Consider the following 26,200-nt stretch of genomic DNA (forward strand, 5'->3'; position numbering starts at 1 on the left):
CGGGGCGGAACACATCAGAGGGGCTGAAGAGAAGAAAGTGGCGGTGCCGGGGTATGCCCGGCACCGCCACCATCAGCTGCGAAGAATCAGCCCTGCCCACCGCACACCGGCCATGCGCCGATGCCCTGGCTGTTGAGCACGTTCTCGGCCACGCGGATCTGCTCCTCGCGCGAGGCATGGTGCGGCATGCCGGAGCCGCCGTTGCCCTTCCAGGTGCCCAGGGCGAACTGCAGGCCGCCGTAGTAGCCGTTTCCGGTGTTGGTCGACCAGTTGTTGCCGGACTCGCAGGAGGCAACGGCGTCCCAGTTGACGCCGCTGTCCGCATTCGCGGTACCGGTCGCCAGTGCCATCGGGGCCACGGCGAGCGCCCCGGCGATGGTGGCCAGCCCAAACGTCTTGCGGATGTTCTTCAAGTTCGATCCTTTCGCCAAGCGCGCGCCGGCGACGGCCCGGAAGGGTCGCGTCGCCTCACAGGAGGCTGGGAAGCCGGGGCGTGCCGTCTCGGTCAGGCACGCCAGGGGCGGCGATCTCGCCCCGCCGGGTAGATCCCGGCGGCCGCGGGGTGTCCCCACCCGTACGCGGACCCGCTCACACGCAGGTTCTCGGTTTTGAAATTATTTGCTCCAATTCCGAAGCCGGGTCGAACCGTACAAAACCGATTCAAGAGAAGTCATATCGTCCTCACGCCGATCCCGGTTTGATCACGGACAGATCACGACGCCGGCCCAGCGCATGCTTGTGCAGGTCAGCAGCGGTATCGACGCGGACCGCGATATCGTTACGCTCGCGAAAGATCGTGAGGCAGTTCACGCACAAAATGTGACCTGGGTTACCCGATTCGGGCGCAATCGGCGGCCGAAAACGGGTTTGTGCGGCAACATCAACGGGTATCGGATCGGCCTTGTGCCGCCTGATCCGGGCGATTCCTGGCGAGCCGGTTCGCTGACGGCTGTTGCGTGCACCGAAGCGGATGCTGCAGGAATCGTGCTGTCGCACAGCGTGATCGGTCATGTGCCGTTGTGCTTCCATGCGTGACGACGCCGGCCGGAGCCGGAGGGCACGCCGGCCGTAGGCGGCCGGGTGCCCCCGGCACGCAACGGGTTTCGGCATCTCTCGAAATCTCGCGAGGGGATGCCTCACTCGGTCCCGTGCGCTGGGTCCGGCACCGTCACCGGGCGGATCCAGGACCGACGGCTCGTCACGACATCGGCCCGGACAGACACGTCGTCCTGCACGCGCCTCGGGAAACGTCTTCCCGGCAACGACATCAACTGCCAGTCAAGCGAAATTCCCTACGGCGCAGGCACATCGGATCCCCCGTGCCGCCGCAGGGCGGTAATTCGACCGCCGAAACATTGAAATTGCCGCCACTGAATAACGGCACCGAATTCGGTGCATTCGACGATGACAGCGAAATAGGAGCGTCTGGGCTCTTGAATTCAGCGATTCACGGCAATTTGCTGGAGTTCACCGGCTGCTGAGTCGGCCGAGATCGGAGGAGGTGTTGACGTTGGTCAGTGCCCGTTGTTCCGGCATGACGATGCGCTGGGTGTCGACGCGGTCCACCAGAGCTCGCATGCTGCGTTCCCCGGCCGCCACGAGTGTCGAGATGCGCTCGTGCAGTGCGGTCCGGTACACGCCGGCCAGGTAGTGGTCACGGCCGTCCCAGGGCAGCACGACGTCGGGGCGCAGCCGTGCCGCCGGGCCGGCGAGGGCGTCGATGAGATCGACCGAGAGGTATGGCATGTCCACCGCGCAGACGAAGGCCCACTCCAGCCCCGCCTCGGCGGCGGCACGCAGGCCCCGGCCGGTGGCCAGGAGGGGTCCGACGCCGCGTTCCTCGTCGCGCAGCACCGACGGCTCGGGTGCGATGTCGAATACGGGCAGCCGCTGGCCGGGGGCCGCCATGACCAGCACCGGCGCACAACGACCGCTGACAGCGGCCACCACGGTCTCGACCAGGGTGGCGGGTCCCGCCGGGCCGTCGATGACCAGAGTGGCCTTGTCGCGTCCCATCCGCCGGGACGCTCCGCCGGCCAGAACGACTGCGGCGAGCGGCACGGCGGGCGTCACCTCTGCGACGTTAGTCGACGGTCCAGGTGTCCCTGCCGCGAAGCAGCGATTGCAGTGCGGCCGTGTCGTGCGGCCGCGCCTCGCGCGCCGCACGGACCTGCCCGCGGGCGGCATCGTCGTACGTGGGCCGGTTGACCTGGCGGAAGATGCCCATCACCATGTGCTCGAGGTTCTGCTCGCTCAACCGCGACAGGGCGAACGCGTACGCGGGGTCGTCGGCCTGGGCGTTGTGCACGACGATCTCGTCGGCCGACACATCCGCTGTCTTGGCCACCTCGAGCCCGAAGCCGGACCGCACGACGCAGTACTCGCCGTCGGCGCCGAACGTGATCGGCTCACCGTGAGTGACGCTGATCAGGCGCTCCTCGGCGCCCTCCTTGCGCAGCGCGTCGAACGAGCCGTCGTTGAAGATCGGGCAGTCCTGCATGATCTCCACCAGGGCGGCACCGCGGTGCGCAGCGGCGCCGCGGAGCACCTCGGAGAGGCCCTTGCGGTCCGAGTCGAGCGCCCGGCCGACGAAGGTGGCCTCGGCGCCCAGTGCCAGCGACACCGGGTTGAACGGGTAGTCCAGCGAGCCCATCGGCGTCGACTTGGTGATCTTGCCGACCTCGGAGGTCGGCGAGTACTGGCCCTTGGTCAGCCCGTAGATCCGGTTGTTGAACAGCAGGATCGTCAGGTTGATGTTGCGGCGCAGCGCGTGGATCAGGTGGTTGCCACCGATCGAGAGCGCATCGCCATCACCGGTCACCACCCACACCGAAAGGTCCTCGCGGGCCAGTGCCAGGCCGGTGGCGATGGTCGGCGCCCGGCCGTGGATCGAGTGGAACCCGTAGGTCTCCAGGTAGTACGGGAACCGGCTCGAGCAGCCGATGCCGCTGACGAAGGCGATGTTCTCCCGCCGCAGCCCGAGTTCGGGCAGGAAGTTCCGGATCGTGTTGAGGATGACGTAGTCACCACAACCGGGGCACCAGCGGACCTCCTGGTCGCTGGTGAAGTCCTTGCCCTTCTGCGGCTGGTCCGTCGTCGGCACATGAGCCGTCTTGGACAGCGGGGTCAGGTTCAGATCGGATCCGACTAGGTCGGTCATGCTTTCACTCCCACACCGGTCGCATCGGTTTCCACGTCGTCCTGCCCGGGGCCCTCGATGGTGGCCGCGGCCAGTCGTGCGAACTTGGCCTTGTCGATTTCCTTCTCCGCGAGTGTGCCCTCCAGGGCGGCGTCGATGATGCCCTCGACCTCGTCGGCCAGGAACGCCATGCCCTCCACCTTGGTCACCGACTGCACGTCGATGAGGAACTTGGCGCGCAGCAGCATCGCGAGCTGGCCCAGGTTCATCTCCGGCAGCACCACCTTCGGGTAGCGACGCAGCACGTCACCGAGGTTGGCGGGGAACGGGTTCATGTGCCGGATGTGCGCCTGGGCGACACTGATGCCGTTGCGCCGCGCCCGCCGGCACGCCTCGCCGATGGGGCCGTACGAGCTGCCCCAGCCCAGCATCAGCAGTTCGGCGTCGCCGCTGGGATCGTCGACCTCGAGGTCGGGCACCGCGATGCCGTCGACCTTGGCCTGGCGCAACCGCACCATCAGGTCGTGGTTCTTCGGCTCGTAGGAGATGTTGCCCGAACCGTTGGCGGCTTCCAGCCCGCCGATGCGGTGCTCCAGACCGGGTGTGCCGGGGACCGCGAACTGGCGGGCCAGCGTCTCGGGATCACGGGCGTACGGCTGGAACGGCTCGCCTGTCTTGGCGAAGGTGTGCTCGATCGACGGATAGGTGGTGATGTCCGGGATCCGCCACGGCTCCGAGCCGTTGGCGATCGCGCCGTCGGAGAGGATGACCACCGGGGTGTGGTAGCCGATCGCGATCCGGACGGCCTCGACGGCGACGTCGAAGCAGTCCGACGGAGAACGCGGTGCCAGCACGGCGACCGGTGACTCACCGTTGCGGCCGTAGAGCACCTGGAGCAGATCGGCCTGTTCGGTCTTGGTCGGCAGACCGGTCGACGGACCGCCGCGCTGCACGTCGATGACGATCAGCGGCAGTTCTGTCATCACGGCCAGACCCATCGCCTCCGACTTGAGCGAGATGCCCGGGCCGGAGGTGCTGGTCACACCGAGTGCGCCGCCGTAGGAGGCGCCGATGGCCGCGCCGATGCCTGCGATCTCGTCCTCGGCCTGGAACGTCAGCACGTTGAAGTTCTTGTGCTTGGACAGTTCGTGCAGGATGTCCGAGGCCGGGGTGATCGGGTAGGTGCCGAGCACCACCTGCAGGTTGCTGAGCTGTCCGGCCGCCACGATGCCGTAGGCGAGCGCGGTGTTGCCGGAGATCTGCCGGTAGTCGCCGGACTTGAGCTTGGCGGGCGAGACCTCGTAGGTGGTGGCGAAGGCCTCGGTGGTCTCACCGAAGTTCCAGCCGGCCTTCAGCGCGAGCACGTTGGCCTCGGCGACGTCGGGCTTGCGGCCGAACTTCTCCCGGATGAAGGCCTCGCTCTGATGCAGTTCGCGGCCGTACATCCAGGACAGCAGGCCGAGTGCGAACATGTTCTTCGCGCGCTGGCCGTCCTTCTTGGTCGCGCCGATCGCCTCCACCGCGCCGAGTGTCAGGGTGGTCATCGGAACGGCCTGCACGACGTAGTCGGACAGCTCGTCGTTCTCCAGCGGATTGGCCTCGTAGCCGACCTTGGCCAGGTTGCGCTTGGTGAATTCGTCGGAGTTCGCGATCACCAGACCACCGCGCGGGAGGTCGCCCACGTTGGCCTTGAGCGCCGCGGGATTCATCGCGACCAGGACGTCCGGGCGGTCACCCGCGGTGAGGATGTCGTAGTCGGCGATCTGGATCTGGAACGACGAGACGCCGGGCAGCGTGCCCTGAGGTGCACGGATCTCGGCGGGGTAGTTCGGCTGCGTCGCGAGGTCGTTGCCGAACAACGCCGCCTCGGAGGTGAACCGGTCACCGGTCAACTGCATGCCGTCGCCGGAGTCACCGGCGAATCGGATGACGACTTTCTCCAGCTTCTGCCGTGGCTGTGCTGGACTGGCTGCCGGACCAGCTGCGTTGCCGTTCGAGCCCATCCCCCTGCCTTTCCCGGGTCGTGGTGCTGTGATCGAGTCGCGGTCAATGACTACCCGCCGCCGGGCGGAACCCACGGAGGTCTCGGCTTCGCGCAGCGGCGCGTCGCCGTTTGATGTCACTGTCAGTACCGATTATTGCACTTCTCTTAGGCGAGGCTTTACCACACACGCCCGCGCGTCGCCGGGCCACGTCGGTAGTATTCGCTGCTCAGTGACGTGAAAGACAAGTTGACACCCGTCAATGTGTGTCGTTGGTCACGTTTTCACGTGTTGTCATTTCTAAGGAAAAGTTACCCACCGGTAGCACCTGGCTAGCACTGCTGAGCAGCTGCTCAGCAGCACGTCAGGGCCGTCCGACGGGTTCCTTCTGGCGGCGCTTGTCGAGTTCGCGCGCCACCAGCTCACTGGCCAGCGCGACGGCCTCGCGGGGATCCGCGCCCGCCGACCTGTTCGCGGTGTAGCAGGCGGTGAACATGTCGCCGGCGCCCGTGGTCTGCACGCCGCTCACCTGCCACGCCGCGGGCACCCTGATCACCGATCCGTCGGTGTAGACGTCGCAGCCCTCGGACCCGAAGGTCACCAGGATCTCGGGCACTCCGAGCCGTTCGGCGGTCGACGCGTCGAACTCGCCGTCCGCGACGATCACCGCCTCGTCCTCGGCGAGCTTGAGGACTGCGAGGTGCGGCAGCATCTCCTCGCTGAAGTGCCGGTCCAGCGTCAGCGGTCCCAGCCGGTCGGCCCGCACCAGCCCCTGTCCGTCGTAGACGATCCGGTGCCCGCGGCGGGCGAGCAGCGCGAGCGTCTCGGCGGGGAAGTCCCCTCGCAGCAGCGGGGCGAGATGGATCCAGGTGGTGTCCGGGTCGGCGGCCGCGATCTCCGCCTCACCCCACACCGGCCCGATGGCCTCGACGGTCATCGTGCGGTGGTCGACGTCCACGTAGTCGAGCCGGAAGCTGCTGGTGCGCCGTCCGGGCAGGACGCGGAGGAAGGCGCCGAACCGGTCGACCAGCGGATCGAACAGCGCGTGGTCGCGCTCGGCGGCCATGCCGATGATGCGTCCCGGCCCCGCCATCGCCTCGAGGGCGACGCCGGCGAAGGACGCACAGCCTCCCGGGCTCGGCGCCGCACCGTTGATCACGTCGACGGCGAGGTTCCCCATCACGGTCACCCCGCCGACGAGCTGTCGCACCGCTGCCCTCCCCGTTCACCCTGTGGCCACCTCGGGCCGTGGCGCGAAATGTTATCGGGGATTGTCTCCCGACGACGACTCCATCGTCACACCGGCAGGTTGAAGGGGGTGACGACCTGGATCGGCGCCGGCCGCACGGGTTCGGCGGGCAGCGCTCCCCGCTGCGCCAGGATCGACCGGATCGCCAGCCGCGCGTCGGCGCGCAGGTCGTTGTGCAGGACCACCGAGATCCTCCCGTCCCGCAGCAGCCGCAGGTTGTCGGCGTCGAGGTCGTGGGCGATGAACGCCCGGCAGCGCCGGCCGACCTTCTCGAACGCCGCCACCGTGGCGGTGTTGCCGCCGCCGACCGAGTACACCGCCTCGATGGCGGGGTGCCGGTCGAGCGCCTCGAGTACCAGCCGCTCGTTGGTCGCGTCGATACCGTCGCTGTCGCTGACCTCGACGATGCCGCGGCCCGAGCCGCGCAGGGCCGAACGGAAGCCGACCTCCCGTTCGCCTTCGCCGCGGAACACCGTGCGGCTCAACGTGATCAGCACGTCGGATCGCGACGCGCCCAGCCACTGGTCCATCAGGTAGGCCGCGGTCACCCCCGCGCCGTGGTTGTCGATGCCGACGTAGCCGGACCGCGCGCTGGCGGGCACGTCGGTGGCGTAGGTGACCACCGGGACGCCCGCGGCCACCAGCCGGTCGACGGCCGCGGCGACCTCCGGATCGTCCTGCGCCTTGAGCACCACGCCGTGGCTGCCACGGATGCGGGCCAGCGCGTCGACCATCTGTGCGGTCTCCCCCGACTCCCACAGATGGAAGCGCGCCCGCACCATCGCCGGCGCGAAGGCGGGCAGTTCCGCCTCGACGGCCGTGCGGAAGGCGTCGGAGAACCGCCGCGGGGTCTGCATCACCACGTCGATCAGGTAGCGCCTGCCGTTCAGCCGCAGCTGCGCCCGCTGCTTGTCCAGGTCGGCGATCGCCTGCGCCACCTCCGCGCGGGTGTTCTCCCGGACGCCGGCACGGTTGTTGAGCACGCGGTCGACGGTCGCCTCGCTCAGCCCGGCCTGCTGGGCGATCTCGCGGACCTTGTAGCGGTGCGCCATGGGTCTGGGTCCTCTTTTCCCGCGCACATCAGTGAGGGTTTTTTGAGGGCTTTTTGCCGTTGATTGCGGGGTGGGTCACCGCAAGACTATCGGACATGACCGCCTCAGTGACCACTACGGACGGCGCGTGGATCGAGGACGCCGACTGCCGCCTCGACGACTTCCATGCGCAGGTCTCGCGGACCACCGATCCGGCCGACTATCCGCTGGCCGGCGACGTCCGGGCCGGCGTGCCGGTGTACCCGGCCGACGCGCTGGCGCACCCGGACCGCCGTGCGCTGCAGGCCGAGCTGATCCGGGCACTCGCCGACGGGCCCGGAGTGGTGGTGTTCACCGACGCCTTCGCCCACGACGTGGTGGACCGCGCGAGTGCCGCGTTCACCGCGCTGATCGACGCGCAGCGCACCGAGGGCGCCGCCGCGGGCGACCACTTCGGCGAGGCCGGCGCGAACGACCGCATCTGGAACGCCGCCCAGAAGTTGGCCCTGTTCGCCCCCGAGGTGTTCGCCGAGTACTACGCCGCCGACGCGCTCGCCCTGGTGTCGCAGGCCTGGCTCGGGCCGCGCTACCAGGTCACCTCGCAGGTCAACGTCGTCAATCCCGGTGGTGCGGCGCAGGTTCCGCACCGCGACTACCACCTCGGATTCGTCGACGCCGACCAGCTGACCCGCTATCCGGCGCATCTGCACCGGCTGTCGGCGGCCCTGACGCTGCAGGGTGCGGTGGCGCACTGCGACATGCCGCTGGAGAGCGGGCCGACCATGCTGCTGCCGTACTCGCAGCGGTTCGCCGGCGGCTACGTCGCCTTCCACCGACCCGAGTTCATCGACTACTTCGCGGCGCATCACGTTCAGGTGCCGCTGCGCAAGGGCGACGCGGTGTTCTTCAATCCGGCGCTCTACCACGGTGCCGGGTCCAACACGTCGGCCGACATCCGCAGGATGGCCAACCTGCTGCAGGTCTCCTCGCCGTTCGGTCGGGCGATGGAGTCACTGGACCGCACCGCGATGGTGCGCGCCGTCTACCCGGCGCTGCTCGCCATGAAGGCCGCGGGCCGCTCCGAGCGGGAGCTGACCAACGTCGTCAACGCCACCGCCGAGGGCTACGCGTTCCCCACCAACCTCGACCGGGATCAACCCCTCGGCAACCTCGCGCCGCCGAGTCAGGTCGACGCCGTGCTGGCCGCCCTGACCGACGGACTGCCCTCCGCCGCACTCGACACCGTGCTCGACGCCCACAACGATCGGAGAACCCCATGACCACCCTCGGAGTGATCGGCCTCGGCCGGATCGGCGCCTTCCACACCGAAACGCTCTGCGCCATCGACGGAATCGACGGCCTGGTGATCACCGACGAGCGCACCGACGTGGCCGCGGCCGTCGCGGCCCAGCACGGGGTCAAGGCCGTCGACAGCGTCGCCGAACTGCTCGCCTCCGGCGTCGACGGCGTGGTCGTCGCCGCCGCGACACCCGCCCACGCCGAGCTCACCCTGGCCGCCGTGGAGCGGGGCATCCCGACGTTCTGCGAGAAGCCGATCGCCTCGACCGCCATAGAGAGCGCACGGGTTGCCGAGTTGATCGCGCGCTCCGGCGTGCCGGTGCAGGTCGGCTACCAGCGCCGCTTCGACGCCGCCTTCGCCGCGGTGAAGCGGGCGGTTGACGACGGTTCGGTCGGGACCCTGCACACCGTGCGGAGCACGACCATGGACCCCGCTCCGCCGCCGATGGACTACATCAGGGGCTCGGGCGGCATCTTCCGTGACTGCGCGGTGCACGACTTCGACGTGCTGCGCTGGGTCACCGGCCAGGAGGCGGTCGAGGTCTACGCGACCGGAACCCGGCAGGGTGATCCGCTGTTCGCCGATTACGGCGACGTCGACACCGCCGCCGTGGTGGTGACGTTCGACGGAGGAGCCATGGGCCTGGTCTCGGCCGCGCGGTACAACGCCCGCGGGTACGACTGCCGCCTCGAGGTGCACGGCTTCGACGACACCGTGGTCGCCGGCTGGGACTCGGGGGCGCCCGTACGGAACCTCGACCCGCACAGCGACTTTCCCACCGGCAAGCCGCACCACTTCTTCATGGACCGGTTCACCGAGGCCTTCCGCACCGAGCTGGCGGCATTCGTCGACGTCACCAGGGGCGGCCCCATCCGGGGAGCGACGGTCGCCGATGCCGTCGAGGTGGCGTGGCTCGCCGAGGCCGCCACCGAGTCCCTGCACAAGAACGCGTCGGTGCGCGTCGAGGAGGTCCGTAACCGATGAACTCGATGAATCCGATCAAGATCGCTGGAGCGCCGATCTCGTGGGGAGTCTGCGAGGTGCCGGGCTGGGGCCATCAACTGGATCCCGACCGCGTGCTGGCCGAGATGCACGACGTCGGGCTGACGGCGACGGAACTCGGCCCGGAGGGTTTCCTCCCCACCGACCCCGCTGCGCTGCAGGCCACGCTGCGCACCCACGCGCTGGAGTGCGTCGGCGGCTTCGTGCCGGTGGTGGCTCACGACGCCGCTCAGGACCCGATCCTCGACCTCGCCGGTCCGCTCGAGGCACTGGTCGACGCGCACGCCGGCGTCGTGGTGCTCGCCGCGGCCACCGGCGCCGACGGATACGACTCGCGGCCCGTCCTCGACGACGACCAGTGGCGCACACTGCTGACCAACCTCGACCGGCTGGCCGCCGTCGTTGCCGCGCGCGGGCTGCTCGCGGTCCTGCATCCGCATGTCGGGACGATGGTCGAGACCCGCGCCGACGTCGAGCGGGTGCTGTCGGGTTCGGCGATCCCGCTGTGCCTGGACACCGGGCACCTGCTGATCGGTGGCACCGACCCGCTGCAACTGGCCCGCGAACACCCCGACCGGATCGCGCACACCCACCTCAAGGACGTCGACGCGGCGCTCGCGGCGCGGGTGCAGTCCGGCGAACTCACCTACACCGAGGCCGTGCGCATGGGCATGTACACCCCGCTGGGCGCCGGTGACGTCGACATCACCGGTATCGTGACGACCTTGCGCGCCAACGGCTTCGACGGCTGGTTCGTGATGGAACAGGACACCATCCTCGACGGTGAGCCGGCGGGCGCCGGGCCGGTCGCCGACGTCCGCGCCAGCGTCGCCTTCCTTCAGGACGTCTGCCGCGCGGTCACGGTGTGACGCTGCGCATCGGTGTCCTCGGCGCCTCCCGGATCGCCGAGTTCGCCATCGTCGACCCGGCGCGGGAACTGGGTCACCGGCTGGTGGCTGTGGCGGCGCGCGACCCCCACCGCGCGCGGGCGTTCGCCGACAAGCACGGCATCGAGCGGGTGGCCGGCACCTACGCCGACGTGGTCTCCGATCCGGAGGTGGACGTCGTCTACAACCCGCTGGCCAACGCGCTGCACGCCCCGTGGAATCTGGCGGCCGTCGCGGCAGGTAAGCCGGTGCTGACGGAGAAGCCGTTCGCCCGCAACCACATCGAGGCGCGTCAGGTTGCCGATGCCGCCCGCACCGCCGGGGTCACGGTGATGGAGGGCTTCCACTATCTCTTCCACCCGGTCACCCAGCGGGCGCTGCAGCTCGCGGCCGACGGCACGCTGGGCGAACTGGTCCGTGCGGAGGTCCGGATGGCGATGCCCGCACCGGCGGACGATGATCCGCGCTGGTCGACGGCGATGGCCGGCGGCGCACTGATGGACCTGGGCTGCTACGGAATGCACCTGCTGCGCAGGCTCGGCCGCCCGTCGATCGTGAGCGCCCGTGCCGAACAGCGCTTCCCGGGGGTGGACGCCCGCTGCGACGTCGAGGTCGCCTTCCCCGGCGGGGCCACCGGCCTGTCGACGAATTCAATGGTCGCGGATGACTATTCGTTCACGCTGCGGATCGCCGGAACCATGGGCGAGGTGCTGGTGCACGACTTCATCAAGCCCCACGACGACGACCGGGTGACGGTGCGCACCGCGGCGGGCGTCTCGGTCGAACGGCTGGGCGCCCGGCCGTCCTACACCTACCAGCTGGAAGCCTTCGCCGCCCACGTGGAAACCGGTGCGCCACTTCCGATCGATCTCGCCGACGCGGTCGAGAACATGGCCTACGTCGACGACGCCTACCGGGCGGCCGGGATGGCGCCGCGCTAGGGGCGTCGGTTGGTGTGCAGCCGCTGGCTCAGCTGTCCCAGCGGCCGCCTGCGGTCGGTGTCGGCGTGCCGGCGTTCGTGCCACCGCAACCGCAGCATCAGCAGTTGCCGGTGGGCAGACCAGCCGACCGACATCGGATCGCGCCACGCCGAGGCGCGGCTCCGTGCGGGAAGTGGCTCCATGACTCCATTGTGCCCATCTCCGGCGAATCGGCACGTCGACGCACCCGTGCAACGGATGTCGACCTGGTGAATTGCCGCCGAATTGAGGTGTCAGTCACCCTCGCTCCGCGAGGTAGTGCGCGGCGATCTCGTCGGATGTGGTGACCCACACGTCGGGATGGTTGACGACGTAGCGCAGCGCCTCGTCGAGATATCTGGCGCGGAACGGCTGGCCAGTCACGAACGGGTGCAGCGCCAGTGCCATCACCCTGCCGCTGTGTTCGGCGTCGGCGTGCAGTTGATCGATTTGGTCTTTCACGATCTGGACGAACTGGTCACCGGGGAGGCTCTTGCCGACGAACAGCGGGATGTCGTTCAGTTCCACGGAATACGGCAGGCTGTGCAGGCCGGGGGTGCGCAACGGGTAGGGCTGGTCGTCGTTGGTCCAGTCCAGCGTGTAGCGGACACCCAGTTCGGCCAGCAGTTCCGGCGTGCGGAAGGTTTCGGTCAGAGCAGGGCCGAGCCAGCCGGAAGGGCGCTGCCCGGTGGCCTTCTCGATGGTGTCGAGGATCTCGATCAGGTAGTCGCGCTCGTCGTCGCCGAGTCCGGTCTGCAGCGTGGAATTGTTCCTGCCGTGTGCCAGCCACGCCCACGCGCGGTCGACGCCGGCCCGGATCACCTGCGGATAATGTTGCGCCACATCGGAGTTAAGCAGCACACTCGGCCGGATCCCGTGCCTGTCGAAGATCTCGATGAGGCGCCAGATCCCCACCCGCAGTCCGTAATCGCGCCAGCCGTAGTTCAGCGGGTCGGGAGTCAGCGCCGCGGTGTCGGGATGGATGCTGGTCGACGGGCGGTCGACCTCGAAGTGTTCGACGTTCAGCCCGACGTAGAACGCCACCCGGGCGCCGCCGGGCCATCGGATGGCCGGTCGTTCGGTGATCGGTGTGTAGGTGATGAGTTGGGTGTCCACGGCGGTATCGTCGAACGCTGACATCGATGTGAAGGTCAATCGGCGACGGAGTGAGGTGCGTCACATGCGGATCGGCGAGCTGGCGCGGCGCACCGGGGTCTCCACCAGACTGCTGCGCTACTACGAGGACCAGGGCCTGATCGTGCCGCAGCGCTCGGCCAACGGGTACCGGGACTACAGCGAGGAGTTCGTCGACCAGATCGCCCAGATCCGCAGCCTGCTCGACGGTGGCCTGCCGACGCGGGTGATCAGGCAGGTGCTGCCCTGCCTGAAGACACCGCGGGACATCCACTTCGCCGACGCGTCCCCGGAGATCATCACGGTACTGCAGCGCGAATGCGACCGGATGGGCGACCGGATCGACCACCTCACCCGCAATCGCGACGCGATCTCGGCCTACCTCGCCGAACTCCGCCGCTGCGCGCGGCCTGCGTGAAGCGAATTCGGCGCGGTCTCGTTCGCCGAGCGAACGAAACCGCGCCCGAATCGCTACTTGCCGTTGCGTAGCTCGTGGGACAGCGCCTCGAGTTCGTCGCCGCCGGCCATCTCCTGGGTGAGGTGCTCGAGAGTGATGTCGTCGTAGGTGCAGTCGAGCTTCTGGCGGCCACGGTTGAGCAGCACGAAGTGGTCGCCGACCATGTGGGCGTGATGCGGGTTGTGCGTGATGAAGACGACGCCGAAGCCCGCCTCCTTGGCGGCGGTGATGTACTTCAGCACCACGCCGGACTGCTTGACGCCCAACGCCGCGGTCGGTTCGTCGAGGATCAGCACCCGGGCGCCGAAGAACACCGCCCGCGCGATGGCCACACACTGCTTCTGCCCGCCGGACAGCGAGCCGATCGGCACGTCGACGTCGGGCAGGTCGATCCCCATCTTGGACAGCTCGATCAGCGTGGTGGCCCGCATCGCGTTGGCGTCCAGCGAGTACGGGAACGACGACTTGCGGAGCTCCTGGCCCAGGAAGAAGTTGCGCCACACCGGCATCAACGGCACGACGGCGAGGTTCTGGTACACCGTCGCGATGCCCTTCCCGAGCGCATCGGCGGGCGATCCGAACCGGGTGGGCTCGCCGTCGACGAGGAGTTCGCCGTCGGTCTGCTGATGCAGCCCGGCGATGATCTTGATCAGCGTGGACTTGCCCGCGCCGTTGTCGCCGAGGATGCCGGTGACCTCGCCCGCGTGCACCCGAAGGCAGATGCCCTTCAACGCGGTGATGTTCCCGTAGGACTTGCCGACGTCGCGCAGTTCGACCAGCGGTACCCGGCCGCCGGAAGGGGCGTCGTGGGCGGGCTTTTCAACAGAGATGGTCATCGGATCACTTCTTCGCTGCGTAGTTGCGGAAGGCGTTGTTGGCGATCACCGCGAACAGCAGCATCGCGCCGAGGAAGAACTTGAACCAGTCGGGGTCCCAGCCCGCGTAGACGATGCCCTGGTTCGTCATGCCGAAGATGAACGCGCCGATCGCGGCCCCGATCGCGGTGCCGTAGCCACCGGTCAGCAGGCAGCCGCCGATCACCGCGGCGATGATGTAGAAGAACTCGTTGCCGATGCCCTGACCGGACTGCACGGTGTTGAACGCGAACAGCAGGTGCATGCCCACGAACCAGGCACAGAAGCCGACGAACATGAACAGCCCGATCTTGACTTTCGTGACCGGGACACCCACGGCGCGTGCGCTGTCGGCGTCACCACCCACCGCGAAGATCCAGTTGCCGATCTTCGTCTTGAACAGCACGTAGGTCGCCACCGCGGTGAACACCAGCCACCACACCACGGTGATGCGGATACTGACGCCGAAGACGGTGAACGACGAGGCGAAGACCTTCTGTGCGGAGTCCCAGCCCTGCATGTCACTCACGCTCTGCGTGGCGACCTGGCCGGAAACCAGCTTGGTCACCGCGAGGTTGATGCCGGCGAGCATGAAGAACGTGCTCAACGTGATCAGGAAGCTGGGGATCTTCGTCTTCATCACCAGGTACCCGTTGAAGAATCCCACCACCAGCGCGAGCACCAGCGCGAGGAGCGCGCCGACCCACAGGTTGAGGTGCAGGTTGTAGGCCAGCATCGACGCGGCGAGTGAGCTGAAGGTCACCGCCACGCCCGCCGACAGGTCGAACTCGCCGCCGATCATCAGCACGGCCACGCCGCACGCCATGATGCCGATCGTCGAGCTGGCGTAGAGCACCGTCGCCAGCGATCCCGCCTCGCGGAACGGCGGCGCGACGACAAGGAAGAACACGAAGATGCCGATTGCGCCGATACCGGCGCCCATCTCGGGACGGATCAGCAACCGCTGCAGGCGGTTCCGCTCCTTGACACGTTCGTCGCGAATGACCTTGTGGTCGGCGACGTCGAGATCTGCCTGTGTGGTCATGTTCTCTGCTCCTGCCGCTACCGAGTACCGGCCTTGGCCAGCTCGGCCACGGCGTCGATGTTGGACTTGTCGATGAAGGACGGGCCGGTCAGCGTCGGCTCACCACCGCCGATCAGGTTCTTGTTGTTGAGGAACAGCCAGAGCCCGTCGATGGCGAGATAGCCCTGCAGGTACGGCTGCTGGTCGACGGCCCACTGCACGTCGCCCTGGCTGATGGAGTCGACGAGCGCGGCGTTCGTGTCGAACGTGACGATGTTGGCGTTGCTGCCCGCGTTGGTCTTCGACTGCACGGCGGTCAGCGCGATCGGCGCACCGAGCGCGACGAAGGTGTCGACCGCCGGATCCTGCTGCATCTTGGCCGTGATCGTCGCGTCGACCGACGGCATGTCCTTGCTGTTGACGTTCAGGATCTCGCTCGGCCCTTTGAAACCCTGCTTGACACCCGCACAACGTGATTCGAGCGCGACCTGGCCCTGCTCCTGGATGATGCAGACGACCTTCTTCGCGCCGTCCTTGGTCAGGCGCTCGCCGGCGGCGATGCCGGCCAGCTTCTCGTCCTGCCCGAAGTACTCCTGGATGCCCATCTGCTTGAAGTTGTCGAACCCGGAGTTGAAAGCGACCACCGGGATGCCCTTGTCGATGGCGGCCTTGATCGCGGGAGCCATGGCGTCGGGCTTGGCGAGTGTGACGGCGATGCCGTCCACACCACTGTCGATGGCGCTCTGCACCAGGTTGGCCTGGTTGGGCGCCTCGGGATCGTTCGAGTAGCGGAGCTCGATGTTGTCCTTCTTGGCGGCGGTTTCGGCGCCCTTGCGGATCAGGTCCCAGAACGAGTCGCCGGGCACCTCGTGGGTGATCATCGCGATGGTCTTGCGGGGGGTGTCGACCGTGCCTCCGCCGTCTCCGCCGCCGGCCGAATCGGGTCGCCCGCCGGTCGATGAACACGACACGGCGGCCAGCGCCAGAACGCCCGCCCCTGTGATCGCCGCGAGCCGCTTGAACGCCATTGTCTGTCTCCTCGCTGTCAGTTCGCCGCGGCGTCCGCCAGTGGCGGCCGACACGCCTCGCCGTTGATGTAATACGGCTCACACCGGATTGTCAATACTTTGTCCTGACATTAGGACTGCACGTCAAATGTTTGATGCATGCCGCTACCGCCCGGGCGGCTCACACGCGCCGAGTGTGAAGCCACTGCGAGATTTCGGGTCGTTTCTCGCAGTGGCCGCACGTTCGGCGAGGTCGCGCCCAGGGTCGTGGGTCAGCGGTCGACGAGCGTCGTCTCGAAGTAGTAGCGGGAGGCCCGGTAGCAGTGGTCCCCGAACTCGACGGCCTTGCCCGAGTCGTCGAAGGCGGTGCGGGACATCGTCAACAGCGGGGCGCCCGCCTTCTCGTCGAGCAGCCGGGCCTCGGTCCTGGTGGCGGGCTTGGCGCCGATGCGCTGACGGGCCAGCCGGATGTGCACGCCGCGGGCGCGCAGCGACTGGTAGAGCCCGTTGGCCTCCAGCTGGTCCGCCTCGGGCGCGAGTTCGACGGGCAGGTAGTTGGTCATCACCGCCAGCGGTTCGCCGTTGGCGCACCGCAGCCGCTGGATGGTGACGACCTCGTGATCCTTGGCGAGGTTCAGCTCAGCGGCGATCTGTTCGTCGACGATGCCGGCGTGGTACTCGAGCAGCTCGGTGGTGGGTTCTTGACCGGCCCGGACGAGGTCGTCGAACAAGCTCGTGAGCTCCACCCGGCGATGGACTGGGTTCTGCACCACCTGGGTGCCGACGCCCCGCTTACGCACAAGCAGGCCCTTGTCGACGAGCTCCTGGATGGCCCGCCGGGTCGTCGGCCGGGACAGCGTCAGGCGACTCGCGAGGGCGAGCTCGTTCTCGAACCGGTCCCCCGGCGCGAGTTCGCCGTCGCGGATGGCGGCTTCGATCGCCTGGGCGAGTTGGTAATAGAGCGGCACAGGGCTGGACCTGTCGAGCTCGATGGATAGGGGCACGTCCACTCCGATCTCGGGCCTTGCCAGAAAAGAGTAGCTGAATCCTAACATCGGCATGACATAAAGTTAGAATGTCAGGACAAACTATTGACAGAGCCGAGTGGCGCGAGGCACAGTCGTAGACACCCACCGCCCCCCGATCCCTGGGAGCCGAATTGACCAGCACGGAACCGTTCGACGTCGTCGCGATCGGCCGCAGCGGTGTCGACGTCTACCCCCTCCAGACAGGCGTCGGCCTGGAGGACGTCGAGACCTTCGGCAAGTTCCTCGGCGGCAGCGCCGCCAACGTCGCGGTTGCTGCCGCCCGGCTCGGCAACCGCACCGCACTGATCTCCGGAGCCGGCGCGGATCCGTTCGGCCGGTTCGTGCGCGCCGAGCTCGAACGCCTGGGCGTCGACAGCCAGTTCGTCTCCGTGCACGACGAATTCCCGACGCCGGTGACGTTCTGCGAGATCTTCCCGCCGGACCACTTTCCGCTGTACTTCTACCGCAAGCCGTCGGCTCCCGACCTGCAGATCCGGGCCGACGAACTCGACACCGATGCGATCAGGGCGGCCCGCCTGTACTGGTCGACGGTGACCGGCCTCTCCGAAGAGCCCAGTCGCAGTGCGCATTTCGCGGCCTGGGCGGCTCGCGGCAGAAGCCCGCTGACGGTGCTCGACCTCGACTACCGGCCGATGTTCTGGGAGTCGCCCGCCGCCGCGACCGAACAGGTGCAGCGCGCCCTGCCCCACGTCACTGTCGCGGTGGGCAACCGCGAGGAGTGCGAGATCGCTGTCGGCGAGTCGAATCCGCGCAAGGCCGCCGACGCGCTGCTCGACCTCGGTGTCGAGCTCGCCATCGTCAAGCAGGGCCCGCGCGGCGTGCTCGGCAAGACCCGACACAGTTCGGTCACCGTGCCGCCCAACGACGTCGACGTCGTCAACGGCCTGGGCGCCGGCGACGCGTTCGGCGGCAGCCTCATCCACGGCCTGCTGAACGGCTGGCCGCTGGAGAAGACATTGCGCTATGCCAACGCCGCAGGTGCCATCGTGGCGACCCGGCTCGAGTGCTCGACCGCGATGCCGACCACGGCCGAGGTTGCGGCACTGGCCGAGCAGACCGCCGTGGAGGCCGTCAATGTCTGACCTCACCTACGCCGACATCACCGGGATACGTGCTGCCGATCCCGGCGCGGTCGCCCGGGCCTGGGCGGACCGCGTCACCCGCCCGACCGTCCGCGGCGACGGCCGGCTGATGATCGTGGCGGCCGACCACCCGGCGCGCGGCGCGCTCGCCGTCGGATCGCGTGTCACGGCGATGAACAGCCGCGTCGATCTGCTCGACCGGTTGCGGGCCGCGCTCGCCGACCCCGGCGTCGACGGCGTGCTCGCCACCGCCGACATCCTCGACGATCTGGTGCTGCTCGGCGCGCTGGAGGACAAGGTGGTGTTCTCCTCCTTCAACCGCGGCGGGCTGGCCGGCGCATGCTTCGAACTCGACGACCGCATGACGGGTGCGAGCGCCGCCTCCACCGCCGCGGCGCGGATGAACGGCGGGAAGATGCTGTGCCGCATTGATCTCGACGATCCCGGCACCGTTTCCACAATGGTGGCGTGCGCGCGGGCGGTCGACGAACTTGCCGCGCTCGGACTGATCGCCATGGTGGAACCGTTCATGTCGGCCCGGGTTGCAGGCAAGGTCCGCAACGACCTGTCCCCCGACGCGGTGATCAAGTCGATCCACATCGCGCAGGGCCTGGGCTCCACCTCGGCCCACACCTGGATGAAGCTTCCCGTCGTCGACGAGATGGACCGCGTCATGGAGGCGACGACGATGCCGACGCTGCTCCTCGGCGGCGATCCGACCGATCCCGACGAGGCGTTCGCCAGTTGGGAGAAGGCACTCGCGCTGCCCCCCGTGCGCGGCCTCATCGTCGGCCGCACCCTGCTGTATCCCCCCGACGACGACGTCCGTACGGCCGTCGCCACCGCCGTGTCGATGGTGAGGTGACGATGCACAGCAAGCTCTACATCCCGGCCCGCAGCGCGACGCCGCCCCACACCGTCGACATCACACCGGAGTCGGCGGGCTGGACCGAATCCTCGCTCCAGGTGCTCGAACTCGACGGCACCGGGCGTGCCGAACTCGCCACCGCTGACACCGAGGTGATGATCCTGCCGCTGGCCGGCGGCGGTACCGTCGAATGTGACGGCGAGAACTTCGACCTCGCGCCTCGTGCTTCGGTGTTCGACGGTCCCTCTGACATGGTCTATCTCGGCATCGGCCAGACGTACGTGCTCACCGGCTCGGGCCGCTTCGCGATCTGCGGAGCCCGCGCCACCCGGTCCTTCCCGAACCGGCGGGTCGCCGCGGCGGACGTGTCGGTGGAGTTGCGGGGCGCGGGCAACTGCAGCCGCCAGGTGCACAACTTCGGCACCGCGGATGTCTTCGAGGCGGACTCGCTGATCGCCTGCGAGGTCATCACCCCCGGCGGCAACTGGTCGAGCTACCCCGCACACAAGCACGACGAGAACACGCCGACCGAAAGCGAACTCGAGGAGATCTACTACTTCGAGATCGCCCCCGGTCCGGACGGTTCGCGGGGCTTCGGCTATCACCGGGTGTACGGCACGCCGGACCGCCCCATCGAAGTGCTCGAAGAAGTGCGCACCGGCGACGTCGTGCTGGTGCCGCACGGCTACCACGGCCCGTCGGTCGCCGCCCCCGGCTACCACATGTACTACCTGAACGTCATGGCCGGACCGGGCGAGGAACGCGCCTGGAAGATCGTCGACGATCCCGAGCACACCTGGTTGCGCGGCACCTGGGCCGACCAGGCCGTCGACCCCCGCCTTCCCCTGCACGCACCGAGAGGACACTGATCGTGGTCTCCACCGCACCGAAGCGGGCCGAGAAGACGCCCGACACCGAGGCGACCGTCCGACTCACGGTGGCGCAGGCCACCATCCGCTTCCTGGGCAACCAGTACGTCGAACGCGACGGCGAACGCACGAAGTTCTTCGCCGGCTGCTTCGGCATCTTCGGCCACGGCAACGTCGCGGGCCTGGGGCAGGCGCTGCTCGAGGACGAGGTGACCGCGCACGAAGCCGGCACCGCCCCGAAGCTGCCCTACGTGCTCGGCCGCAACGAACAGGCCATGGTGCACAGTGCCGTCGCTTACGCGCGGCAGAAGGACCGGCTGCAGACCTGGGCGGTCACCGCCAGTGTCGGCCCCGGAGCGACCAACATGCTGACCGGCGCCGCACTGGCGACGATCAACCGGCTCCCGGTGCTGCTGCTTCCGGCCGACACCTTCGCCACCCGCGCCAGCGCGCCCGTCCTGCAGGAACTCGAACTGCCGTCCAGCGGCGACGTCACCGTCAACGATGCGTTCAAACCCTTGTCGCGGTACTTCGACCGGGTGTGGCGGCCAGAGCAGCTGCCCGCTGCACTGCTCGGCGCGATGCGGGTGCTCACCGATCCCGTCGAGACCGGCGCGGCCACCGTCGCGATCCCGCAGGACGTTCAGGCCGAGGCCCATGACTGGCCGGAATCGCTTTTCGCCGAACGCACGTGGCACGTCGCGCGGCCGCTGCCGGAACGCTCGGTGATCGAGCGCGCCGCCGAGGTGATCCGGTCGGCGCGTACCCCGCTCATCGTCGCCGGCGGCGGCGTCGTGTACTCCGGGGCCACCGACGCGCTCGCCGCATTCAGCAAGAGGACCGGAATCCCGGTCGGGATGAGCCAGGCAGGCAAGGGGGCGCTGCCCTACGACCACCCGCAGTGCATGGGCGCCATCGGGTCGACGGGCACCACCGCGGCGAACGCCCTGGCCGCCGAGGCCGACGTCGTCATCGGGATCGGCACCCGATACAGCGATTTCACGTCCGCGTCGCGCACCGCGTTCAACAACCCCGACGTGCGGTTCGTCAACATCAACGTGGCGTCGCTGGACTCGGTGAAGCAGGGCGGCATCAGCGTCGTCTCCGACGCGCGCGAGGCGCTCGATGCGCTCGGAGCGGCACTGGACGGGTATGCGGTGACCGACGACTATCGCGCCCGCGCCGCCGCGCTGGCCGCCGAATGGGACGACACCGTGTCGGCCGCCTACGCGGTGGAAGACGGTGTCGCACTGAACCAGAACCAGGTCATCGGCCTGGCGAACACGCTCAGCGATCCGCGTGACGTGGTGGTGTGCGCGGCCGGGTCGATGCCCGGCGATCTGCACAAGCTGTGGCGCACCCGCGATCCCAAGGGCTACCACGTCGAGTACGGCTACTCCTGCATGGGCTACGAGGTCGCGGGCGGCCTCGGCGTGCGGATGGCCGACGAGACCCGCGACGTCTTCGTGATGGTCGGCGACGGCTCCTACCTGATGATGGCCACCGAGCTGGTGACCGCCGTCCAGGAGGGCATCAAGGTGATCGTCGTGCTCGTGCAGAATCACGGCTTCGCGTCCATCGGGTCTCTGTCGGAGGCGCTCGGCTCGCAGCGGTTCGGCACCGCGTACCGCTTCCGTGGCCGCGACGGCCGGCTCGACGGCGACAAGCTGCCCGTCGACCTCGCCGCCAACGCCGCCAGCCTCGGCGCCGAGGTGATCAAGGTGAGCACCGCGGCCGAGTTCGGTGACGCCGTCAAGGTGGCCAAGGCCAGCGACCGCACCACGGTCATCCACGTCGAGACAGACCCGCTGATCCCCGCGCCGGACAGCGAATCCTGGTGGGACGTCCCGGTGAGCGAGGTCTCCACCCTCGAGTCCACACAGGCCGCCCACCGCACCTACGCCGACTGGAAGACGATCCAGCGGCCCCACCTCCGACCCTCCTGAGCACGAAGGACACAGCGTGAGCACCATTCTCGTCGGCAGCGCCCCCGACTCCTGGGGCGTGTGGTTCCCCGCCGACCCGCAGCAGACGCCCTACACCCGGTTCCTCGACGAGGTCGCGGCGTCCGGTTACGAGTGGATCGAACTCGGTCCGTTCGGCTACCTGCCCACCGACCCCGCCCTGCTCTCCGACGAGCTCGCCAAGCGCAACCTGAAGCTGTCGGCCGGCACGGTCTTCGAGCATCTGCACAAAGACGGCGACGATTCGTGGTCGGCGGTGTGGAGCCAGGTCGAGGACGTCGCCAAGCTGACCGCGGCGGTCGGCGGCAAGCACGTGGTCGTCATTCCCGAGATGTGGCGCGATCCCGCCACGGGCGAGGTGCTCGAGGACCGCGATCTCACCGCCGAGCAGTGGCGCAAGAAGACGAGGGGCATGGACGAACTCGGCCGGGCGATGTTCGAGAAGTACGGCGTGCGTGCGCAGTACCACCCGCATGCCGACAGCCACGTCGACACCGAGGAGAACGTCTACCGGTTCCTCGACGGCACGGACAGCGAGTTCGTCAACCTGTGTCTGGACACCGGGCACATCAGCTACTGCGGCGGCGACAACATCGCCATCATCCGCCGGGCGCCCGAGCGGATCGGCTACCTGCACCTCAAGCAGGTCGACCCGGCGGTGGTCGCGAAGGTCGAGGCCGAGGACCTTCCGTTCGGTGAGGCCGTCCGACTCGGCGCGATGATCGAACCGCCGCTGGGTGTTCCGGAGATGCCACCGCTGCTCGCGGAGATCGAACAGCTCGGTATCGACGTCTTCGCGATCGTCGAACAGGACATGTACCCGTGCGAGATCGACGCTCCCCTGCCCATCGCCCAGCGCACCCGGTCCTACCTGGGTTCGTGCGGCGTCCCTTCCGTCCGCTTCAACCAGGAATGAGAAGCCATGTCTGACTTGCGTGTAGCCGTCCTCGGTGTCGGCGTCATGGGCGCCGACCACGTGGCGCGTCTCAGCACCCGAATCTCCGGGGCCCGGGTGTCCGTGGTCAACGACTACGTCACCGAGAAGGCCGAACAGATCGCCGCGGCCATCCCCGGGTGCCGCGCGGTCGTCGACCCCCTCGACGCCATCGCCGATCCCGACGTCGACGCCGTCGTGCTCGCCACCCCGGGCCCGACCCACGAGAAGCAACTGCTGGCCTGCCTCGAGCACGGCAAGCCGGTGTTGTGTGAGAAACCGCTGACCACTGACGTGGAGACCGCCCTCGGCGTGGTCAAACGCGAGGCCGAACTGGGTCGCCGGCTGATCCAGGTCGGCTTCATGCGCCGGTTCGACCACGAGTACGCCCAGCTGAAGGCGCTGCTCGACGGAGGTGAGCTGGGCCGCGCGCTGGTGCTGCACTGCGCGCACCGCAACCCCGCCGTGCCACCGACGTTCGACAGCGCGATGGTGGTCCGCGACTCGCTGGTGCACGAGGTCGACGTCACCCGTTTCCTCTTCGACGAGGAGATCACGTCGATCCAGATCATCAAGCCGACCGCCAATCCCGGTGCACCACAGGGGCTTGCCGACCCGCAGATCGCGATCATGCGGACGGCGTCGGGCAGGCACGTCGACGTCGAACTGTTCGTCACCACCGGCGTCGCCTACGAGGTGCGCACCGAGGTGGTGGCCGAGAAGGGCAGCGCGATGATCGGCCTGGACGTCGGACTGATCCGCAAGCGCGGCGACGGCACGTGGGGCGGGCAGATCACGCCCGGGTTCCGCGAGCGGTTCGGCCAGGCCTACGACACCGAGTTCCAGCGCTGGGTGGACGCGGTGGCGGCCGGGGCCGGCTCGGGAGACCACACAGACGGGCCCACCGCCTGGGACGGGTACGCCGCCGCCGCGGTGTGTGAGGCGGGCGTGGAGTCGCTGAACAGCGGACTGCCCGTCGACGTGACGATGGTCGACCGCGCGTCGATCCCGGGGGCCTGACGTGAAGATCGCCCTCGACCCCACGCCGTTCCACCACGACCACGACCTGCTCGAGTTCCCGGCGCTGGTCGCCGAACTCGGCTACGAACACCTGCAACTCACCCCGCACCGGGACTTCATCCCGTTCTTCAACCACCCCCGCGCCGACGACGACCTGGTGGCGAAGTTCCGCAAGGCGTGCGCCGATGCGGGTGTCGGTATCGCGTCGGTGCTACCGGTGCTGCGGTGGTCGGGCCCTGACGAGGATGCCCGCGAAGCGGCAGTGCGCAACTGGAAGCGGGTCGTCCAGATCACCGTCGACCTCGGGGTGAACGTCATCAACACCGAGTTCTCCGGCCGCCCGGAGAAGGCCGAGGAATCGGAGCGGGCGTTCTTCCGGTCGATGGAGGAGCTGGTGCCGATCTTCGAGCGCGAGGGCATCGACGTCCGAATCGACCCACACCCCGACGACTTCGTCGAGGACGGCCTCGAAGCGGTCCGCATCATCCGCGGCGTGAACTCACCCAACATCGGCATGGTCTACGTCGCCTGCCATACCTTCCATATGGGGGGTGACATGGCGGCCATCATGCGGGCCGCCGGTGACAAACTGCGCCTGGTGCACGTCGCCGACACCATGGACCACCACCGCAGCCACGGCCTGCGCTACATCACCAACCCGCCGGGCAATCCGGTGCGGGTGCATCAGCACCTCAAGATCGGCGACGGCGACGTCGACTGGGACGAGTTCTTCGGCGGCCTAGCCGAACTCGGTTTCTACGACCGCGATGACACCGTGATGGTGTCGTCGGTGTTCGCCGAGGACGAGACCGCCCACGACGTGTCCCGCTACCAACTGAAGACCATGACCGAGTACGTCTCGAAGTACGGAGCCCGACCATGAGCACGATCACCCACTGGATGAACAACGCGCCGTTCACCGGCACCGGCACCGGGACGGCCCCGGTGACCAACCCGGCCACCGGTCAGGTCACCGGCGAGGTCGCCCTGGCCGGCGTCGAGGACGCCCGCGCCGTCATCGACGCCGCCGCAGCGGCGTTCCCGGCGTGGCGCGACACCTCGCTGGCCAAGCGCACCGCGATCCTGTTCAACTTCCGGGAACTGCTCAATGCCCGCAAGGGCGAGCTGGCCCGGATCATCACCGCCGAGCACGGCAAGGTGGTCTCCGATGCACTCGGAGAGGTCAGCCGCGGCCAGGAGGTCGTCGAGTTCGCCTGCGGCATCCCGCATCTGCTGAAGGGCGGGTTCACCGAGAACGCCTCGACCAAGGTCGACGTCTACTCGGTCCGCCAGCCGCTCGGCGTCGTCGGCGTCATCAGCCCCTTCAACTTCCCGGCGATGGTGCCGATGTGGTTCTTCCCGATCGCCATCGCGACGGGCAACACCGTCGTGCTCAAGCCCTCGGAGAAGGACCCGTCCGCGGCGCTGTGGATCGCCGCGCTGTGGGCCGAGGCCGGTCTGCCCGACGGGGTGTTCAACGTGCTGCAGGGCGACAAGACCGCCGTCGACGAACTGCTGACCAACCCGAAGGTGAAGTCGGTGTCCTTCGTCGGATCGACGCCCATCGCGCAGTACGTGTACTCGACCGGCACCGCCGCGGGCAAGCGGGTCCAGGCCCTCGGCGGCGCCAAGAACCACGCCGTGATCCTGCCCGACGCCGATCTCGACCTGGCCGCCGACGCGATGGTCAACGCCGGCTTCGGCTCCGCCGGTGAGCGGTGCATGGCCATCAGCGCCTGCGTGGCCGTCGGCCCGATCGCCGACGACCTGGTCGCCAAGATCGCCGAACGCACCACGCCGTTGAAGATCGGCGACGGCACCGGGGATTCGGATATGGGCCCACTGGTGACCAAGGCCCACCGCGACAAGGTGGCGTCCTACATCGACGCCGGCGAGGCCGACGGCGCCAAGATCGTCGTCGACGGCCGCTCCGTCGAAGCCGACGGCGGCGAGCAGGGTTTCTGGCTCGGGCCCACCCTGATCGACCACGTCACCCCCGAGATGAGCGTCTACACCGACGAGATCTTCGGCCCCGTGCTGTCGGTCGTGCGCGTCGAAACCTACGACGAGGCACTCGATCTCATCAACACCAACCCCTACGGCAACGGCACCGCGATCTTCACCAACGACGGTGGCGCCGCCCGGCGGTTCCAGAACGAGGTGCAGGTCGGCATGGTCGGCATCAACGTGCCGATCCCGGTGCCGATGGCGTACTACAGCTTCGGCGGCTGGAAGGCCTCGCTGTTCGGCGACTCCCACGCCCACGGGATGGACGGCGTGCAGTTCTTCACCCGGCAGAAGGCGATCACCAGCCGCTGGCTCGACCCCAGCCACGGCGGCATCGAGTTGGGCTTCCCGCAGAACCAGTGACGCGCCGACAGTACGGTTG

The 26,200-nt window shown here is 68.4% G+C and carries 27 protein-coding genes; 15 read left to right on the forward strand and 12 right to left on the reverse strand.

What is annotated here, in order from left to right; all coding sequences use genetic code 11:
- Positions 1-86: 86 nt before the first annotated feature.
- A complete protein-coding gene (locus Q2100_RS04665; protein WP_302471835.1) occupies positions 87-413 on the reverse strand; it encodes a transglycosylase family protein in 327 nt (108 codons plus the stop codon).
- A 319-nt stretch (positions 414-732) separates the two neighbouring features.
- Here Q2100_RS04665 and Q2100_RS04670 point away from each other — a divergent pair, with 319 nt between their 5' ends.
- On the forward strand, positions 733-1,035 hold the full coding sequence (locus Q2100_RS04670; RefSeq protein ID WP_302913024.1) for a hypothetical protein: 303 nt from the start codon (positions 733-735) through the stop codon (positions 1,033-1,035).
- A 284-nt stretch (positions 1,036-1,319) separates the two neighbouring features.
- Positions 1,320-1,481 carry a hypothetical protein gene (locus Q2100_RS04675; RefSeq protein WP_302913025.1) on the forward strand — a complete coding sequence of 54 codons (162 nt, stop codon included), beginning with the start codon at positions 1,320-1,322 and terminating at the stop codon, positions 1,479-1,481.
- On the opposite strand, the gene mobA is transcribed toward Q2100_RS04675, so the two are convergent.
- The 5 genes from mobA to Q2100_RS04700 all read right to left on the reverse strand — a co-directional run bounded on the left by mobA (position 1,468) and on the right by Q2100_RS04700 (position 7,422).
- Positions 1,468-2,073: a molybdenum cofactor guanylyltransferase gene (gene mobA, locus Q2100_RS04680; protein ID WP_302913026.1), complete on the reverse strand. Its 606-nt coding sequence runs from the start codon at positions 2,071-2,073 to the stop codon at positions 1,468-1,470. The two genes, Q2100_RS04675 and mobA, sit on opposite strands and share 14 nt — an antisense overlap.
- A gap of 10 nt (positions 2,074-2,083) precedes the next feature.
- Positions 2,084-3,160 carry a 2-oxoacid:ferredoxin oxidoreductase subunit beta gene (locus Q2100_RS04685; protein ID WP_302913027.1) on the reverse strand — a complete coding sequence of 359 codons (1,077 nt, stop codon included), beginning with the start codon at positions 3,158-3,160 and terminating at the stop codon, positions 2,084-2,086.
- Positions 3,157-5,142 (reverse strand): 2-oxoacid:acceptor oxidoreductase subunit alpha, encoded by a 1,986-nt coding sequence (locus Q2100_RS04690; protein WP_264015409.1) that lies wholly within the window; start codon positions 5,140-5,142, stop codon positions 3,157-3,159. Before Q2100_RS04690 ends, Q2100_RS04685 begins: the two co-directional genes overlap by 4 nt.
- Positions 5,143-5,485: 343 nt before the next feature.
- A complete protein-coding gene (locus tag Q2100_RS04695; protein WP_302913059.1) occupies positions 5,486-6,310 on the reverse strand; it encodes a PfkB family carbohydrate kinase in 825 nt (274 codons plus the stop codon).
- Positions 6,311-6,417: 107 nt separating this feature from the next.
- The gene (locus Q2100_RS04700; protein WP_264015410.1) at positions 6,418-7,422 is read right to left on the reverse strand and encodes a LacI family DNA-binding transcriptional regulator; all 1,005 of its coding nucleotides are present in this window, start codon (positions 7,420-7,422) and stop codon (positions 6,418-6,420) included.
- A 95-nt stretch (positions 7,423-7,517) separates the two neighbouring features.
- Between Q2100_RS04700 and Q2100_RS04705 the strand changes: the two genes are divergently transcribed.
- Genes Q2100_RS04705 through Q2100_RS04720 form a run of 4 tightly spaced genes read left to right on the forward strand, consistent with a single transcriptional unit; the run spans position 7,518 to position 11,531 of the window.
- On the forward strand, positions 7,518-8,681 hold the full coding sequence (locus tag Q2100_RS04705; RefSeq protein WP_302913028.1) for a phytanoyl-CoA dioxygenase family protein: 1,164 nt from the start codon (positions 7,518-7,520) through the stop codon (positions 8,679-8,681).
- A complete protein-coding gene (locus Q2100_RS04710) occupies positions 8,678-9,685 on the forward strand; it encodes a Gfo/Idh/MocA family protein (RefSeq protein WP_302913029.1) in 1,008 nt (335 codons plus the stop codon). The genes Q2100_RS04705 and Q2100_RS04710 overlap by 4 nt, the downstream gene beginning before the upstream one ends.
- A 5-nt stretch (positions 9,686-9,690) precedes the next feature.
- The gene (locus Q2100_RS04715) at positions 9,691-10,572 is read left to right on the forward strand and encodes a sugar phosphate isomerase/epimerase family protein (protein ID WP_302913060.1); all 882 of its coding nucleotides are present in this window, start codon (positions 9,691-9,693) and stop codon (positions 10,570-10,572) included.
- Positions 10,569-11,531 (forward strand): Gfo/Idh/MocA family protein, encoded by a 963-nt coding sequence (locus Q2100_RS04720; RefSeq protein ID WP_302913030.1) that lies wholly within the window; start codon positions 10,569-10,571, stop codon positions 11,529-11,531. The genes Q2100_RS04715 and Q2100_RS04720 overlap by 4 nt, the downstream gene beginning before the upstream one ends.
- Here the strand turns inward: Q2100_RS04720 and Q2100_RS04725 are convergent.
- Entirely contained in the window at positions 11,528-11,713 is a 186-nt protein-coding gene (locus tag Q2100_RS04725; RefSeq protein WP_302913031.1) for a hypothetical protein, read from the reverse strand. The genes Q2100_RS04720 and Q2100_RS04725 overlap by 4 nt on opposite strands.
- A gap of 94 nt (positions 11,714-11,807) precedes the next feature.
- Positions 11,808-12,665, reverse strand: a complete 858-nt coding sequence (locus tag Q2100_RS04730; RefSeq protein ID WP_302913032.1) for a polysaccharide deacetylase family protein — start codon at positions 12,663-12,665, stop codon at positions 11,808-11,810.
- Positions 12,666-12,729: 64 nt separating this feature from the next.
- On the opposite strand from Q2100_RS04730, the gene Q2100_RS04735 reads away from it, so the two are divergent.
- Positions 12,730-13,101, forward strand: a complete 372-nt coding sequence (locus tag Q2100_RS04735; protein WP_302913033.1) for a MerR family transcriptional regulator — start codon at positions 12,730-12,732, stop codon at positions 13,099-13,101.
- Between the two features lie 53 nt (positions 13,102-13,154).
- Here Q2100_RS04735 and Q2100_RS04740 read toward each other — a convergent pair whose 3' ends face one another.
- From Q2100_RS04740 to Q2100_RS04755, 4 genes are all read right to left on the reverse strand, one after another.
- Positions 13,155-13,976, reverse strand: a complete 822-nt coding sequence (locus tag Q2100_RS04740; protein WP_302913034.1) for an ATP-binding cassette domain-containing protein — start codon at positions 13,974-13,976, stop codon at positions 13,155-13,157.
- Positions 13,977-13,980: 4 nt separating this feature from the next.
- On the reverse strand, positions 13,981-15,039 hold the full coding sequence (locus Q2100_RS04745; RefSeq protein ID WP_264015418.1) for an ABC transporter permease: 1,059 nt from the start codon (positions 15,037-15,039) through the stop codon (positions 13,981-13,983).
- A gap of 17 nt (positions 15,040-15,056) precedes the next feature.
- The gene (locus Q2100_RS04750) at positions 15,057-16,046 is read right to left on the reverse strand and encodes a substrate-binding domain-containing protein (RefSeq protein ID WP_264015419.1); all 990 of its coding nucleotides are present in this window, start codon (positions 16,044-16,046) and stop codon (positions 15,057-15,059) included.
- 251 nt (positions 16,047-16,297) lie between these two features.
- On the reverse strand, positions 16,298-17,080 hold the full coding sequence (locus tag Q2100_RS04755; RefSeq protein WP_276009652.1) for a GntR family transcriptional regulator: 783 nt from the start codon (positions 17,078-17,080) through the stop codon (positions 16,298-16,300).
- 104 nt (positions 17,081-17,184) lie between these two features.
- Between Q2100_RS04755 and iolC the strand changes: the two genes are divergently transcribed.
- From iolC to Q2100_RS04795, 8 genes are read left to right on the forward strand one after another with little or no spacing between them, the layout of a single operon-like run.
- Positions 17,185-18,156, forward strand: coding sequence for a 5-dehydro-2-deoxygluconokinase (iolC, locus tag Q2100_RS04760; protein ID WP_302913035.1), 972 nt, complete (start codon positions 17,185-17,187; stop codon positions 18,154-18,156).
- Positions 18,149-19,021, forward strand: a complete 873-nt coding sequence (locus tag Q2100_RS04765) for a Cgl0159 family (beta/alpha)8-fold protein (RefSeq protein WP_302913036.1) — start codon at positions 18,149-18,151, stop codon at positions 19,019-19,021. The genes iolC and Q2100_RS04765 overlap by 8 nt, the downstream gene beginning before the upstream one ends.
- Positions 19,022-19,023: 2 nt before the next feature.
- Positions 19,024-19,893 carry a 5-deoxy-glucuronate isomerase gene (gene iolB / locus Q2100_RS04770; protein WP_302913061.1) on the forward strand — a complete coding sequence of 290 codons (870 nt, stop codon included), beginning with the start codon at positions 19,024-19,026 and terminating at the stop codon, positions 19,891-19,893.
- Between the two features lie 2 nt (positions 19,894-19,895).
- Entirely contained in the window at positions 19,896-21,839 is a 1,944-nt protein-coding gene (gene iolD, locus Q2100_RS04775) for a 3D-(3,5/4)-trihydroxycyclohexane-1,2-dione acylhydrolase (decyclizing) (protein ID WP_302913037.1), read from the forward strand.
- Between the two features lie 16 nt (positions 21,840-21,855).
- Positions 21,856-22,773: a sugar phosphate isomerase/epimerase family protein gene (locus Q2100_RS04780; RefSeq protein ID WP_302913038.1), complete on the forward strand. Its 918-nt coding sequence runs from the start codon at positions 21,856-21,858 to the stop codon at positions 22,771-22,773.
- 6 nt (positions 22,774-22,779) lie between these two features.
- Positions 22,780-23,811 (forward strand): Gfo/Idh/MocA family protein, encoded by a 1,032-nt coding sequence (locus Q2100_RS04785; protein WP_302913039.1) that lies wholly within the window; start codon positions 22,780-22,782, stop codon positions 23,809-23,811.
- Between the two features lies 1 nt (position 23,812).
- Positions 23,813-24,694, forward strand: a complete 882-nt coding sequence (locus Q2100_RS04790; protein WP_302913040.1) for a sugar phosphate isomerase/epimerase family protein — start codon at positions 23,813-23,815, stop codon at positions 24,692-24,694.
- Entirely contained in the window at positions 24,691-26,181 is a 1,491-nt protein-coding gene (locus Q2100_RS04795) for a CoA-acylating methylmalonate-semialdehyde dehydrogenase (RefSeq protein WP_264015429.1), read from the forward strand. The genes Q2100_RS04790 and Q2100_RS04795 overlap by 4 nt, the downstream gene beginning before the upstream one ends.
- The last annotated feature ends 19 nt before the right edge of the window (positions 26,182-26,200 follow it).

Source organism: Mycolicibacterium arseniciresistens (assembly GCF_030519285.1).
Classification (GTDB): domain Bacteria; phylum Actinomycetota; class Actinomycetes; order Mycobacteriales; family Mycobacteriaceae; genus Mycobacterium; species Mycobacterium arseniciresistens.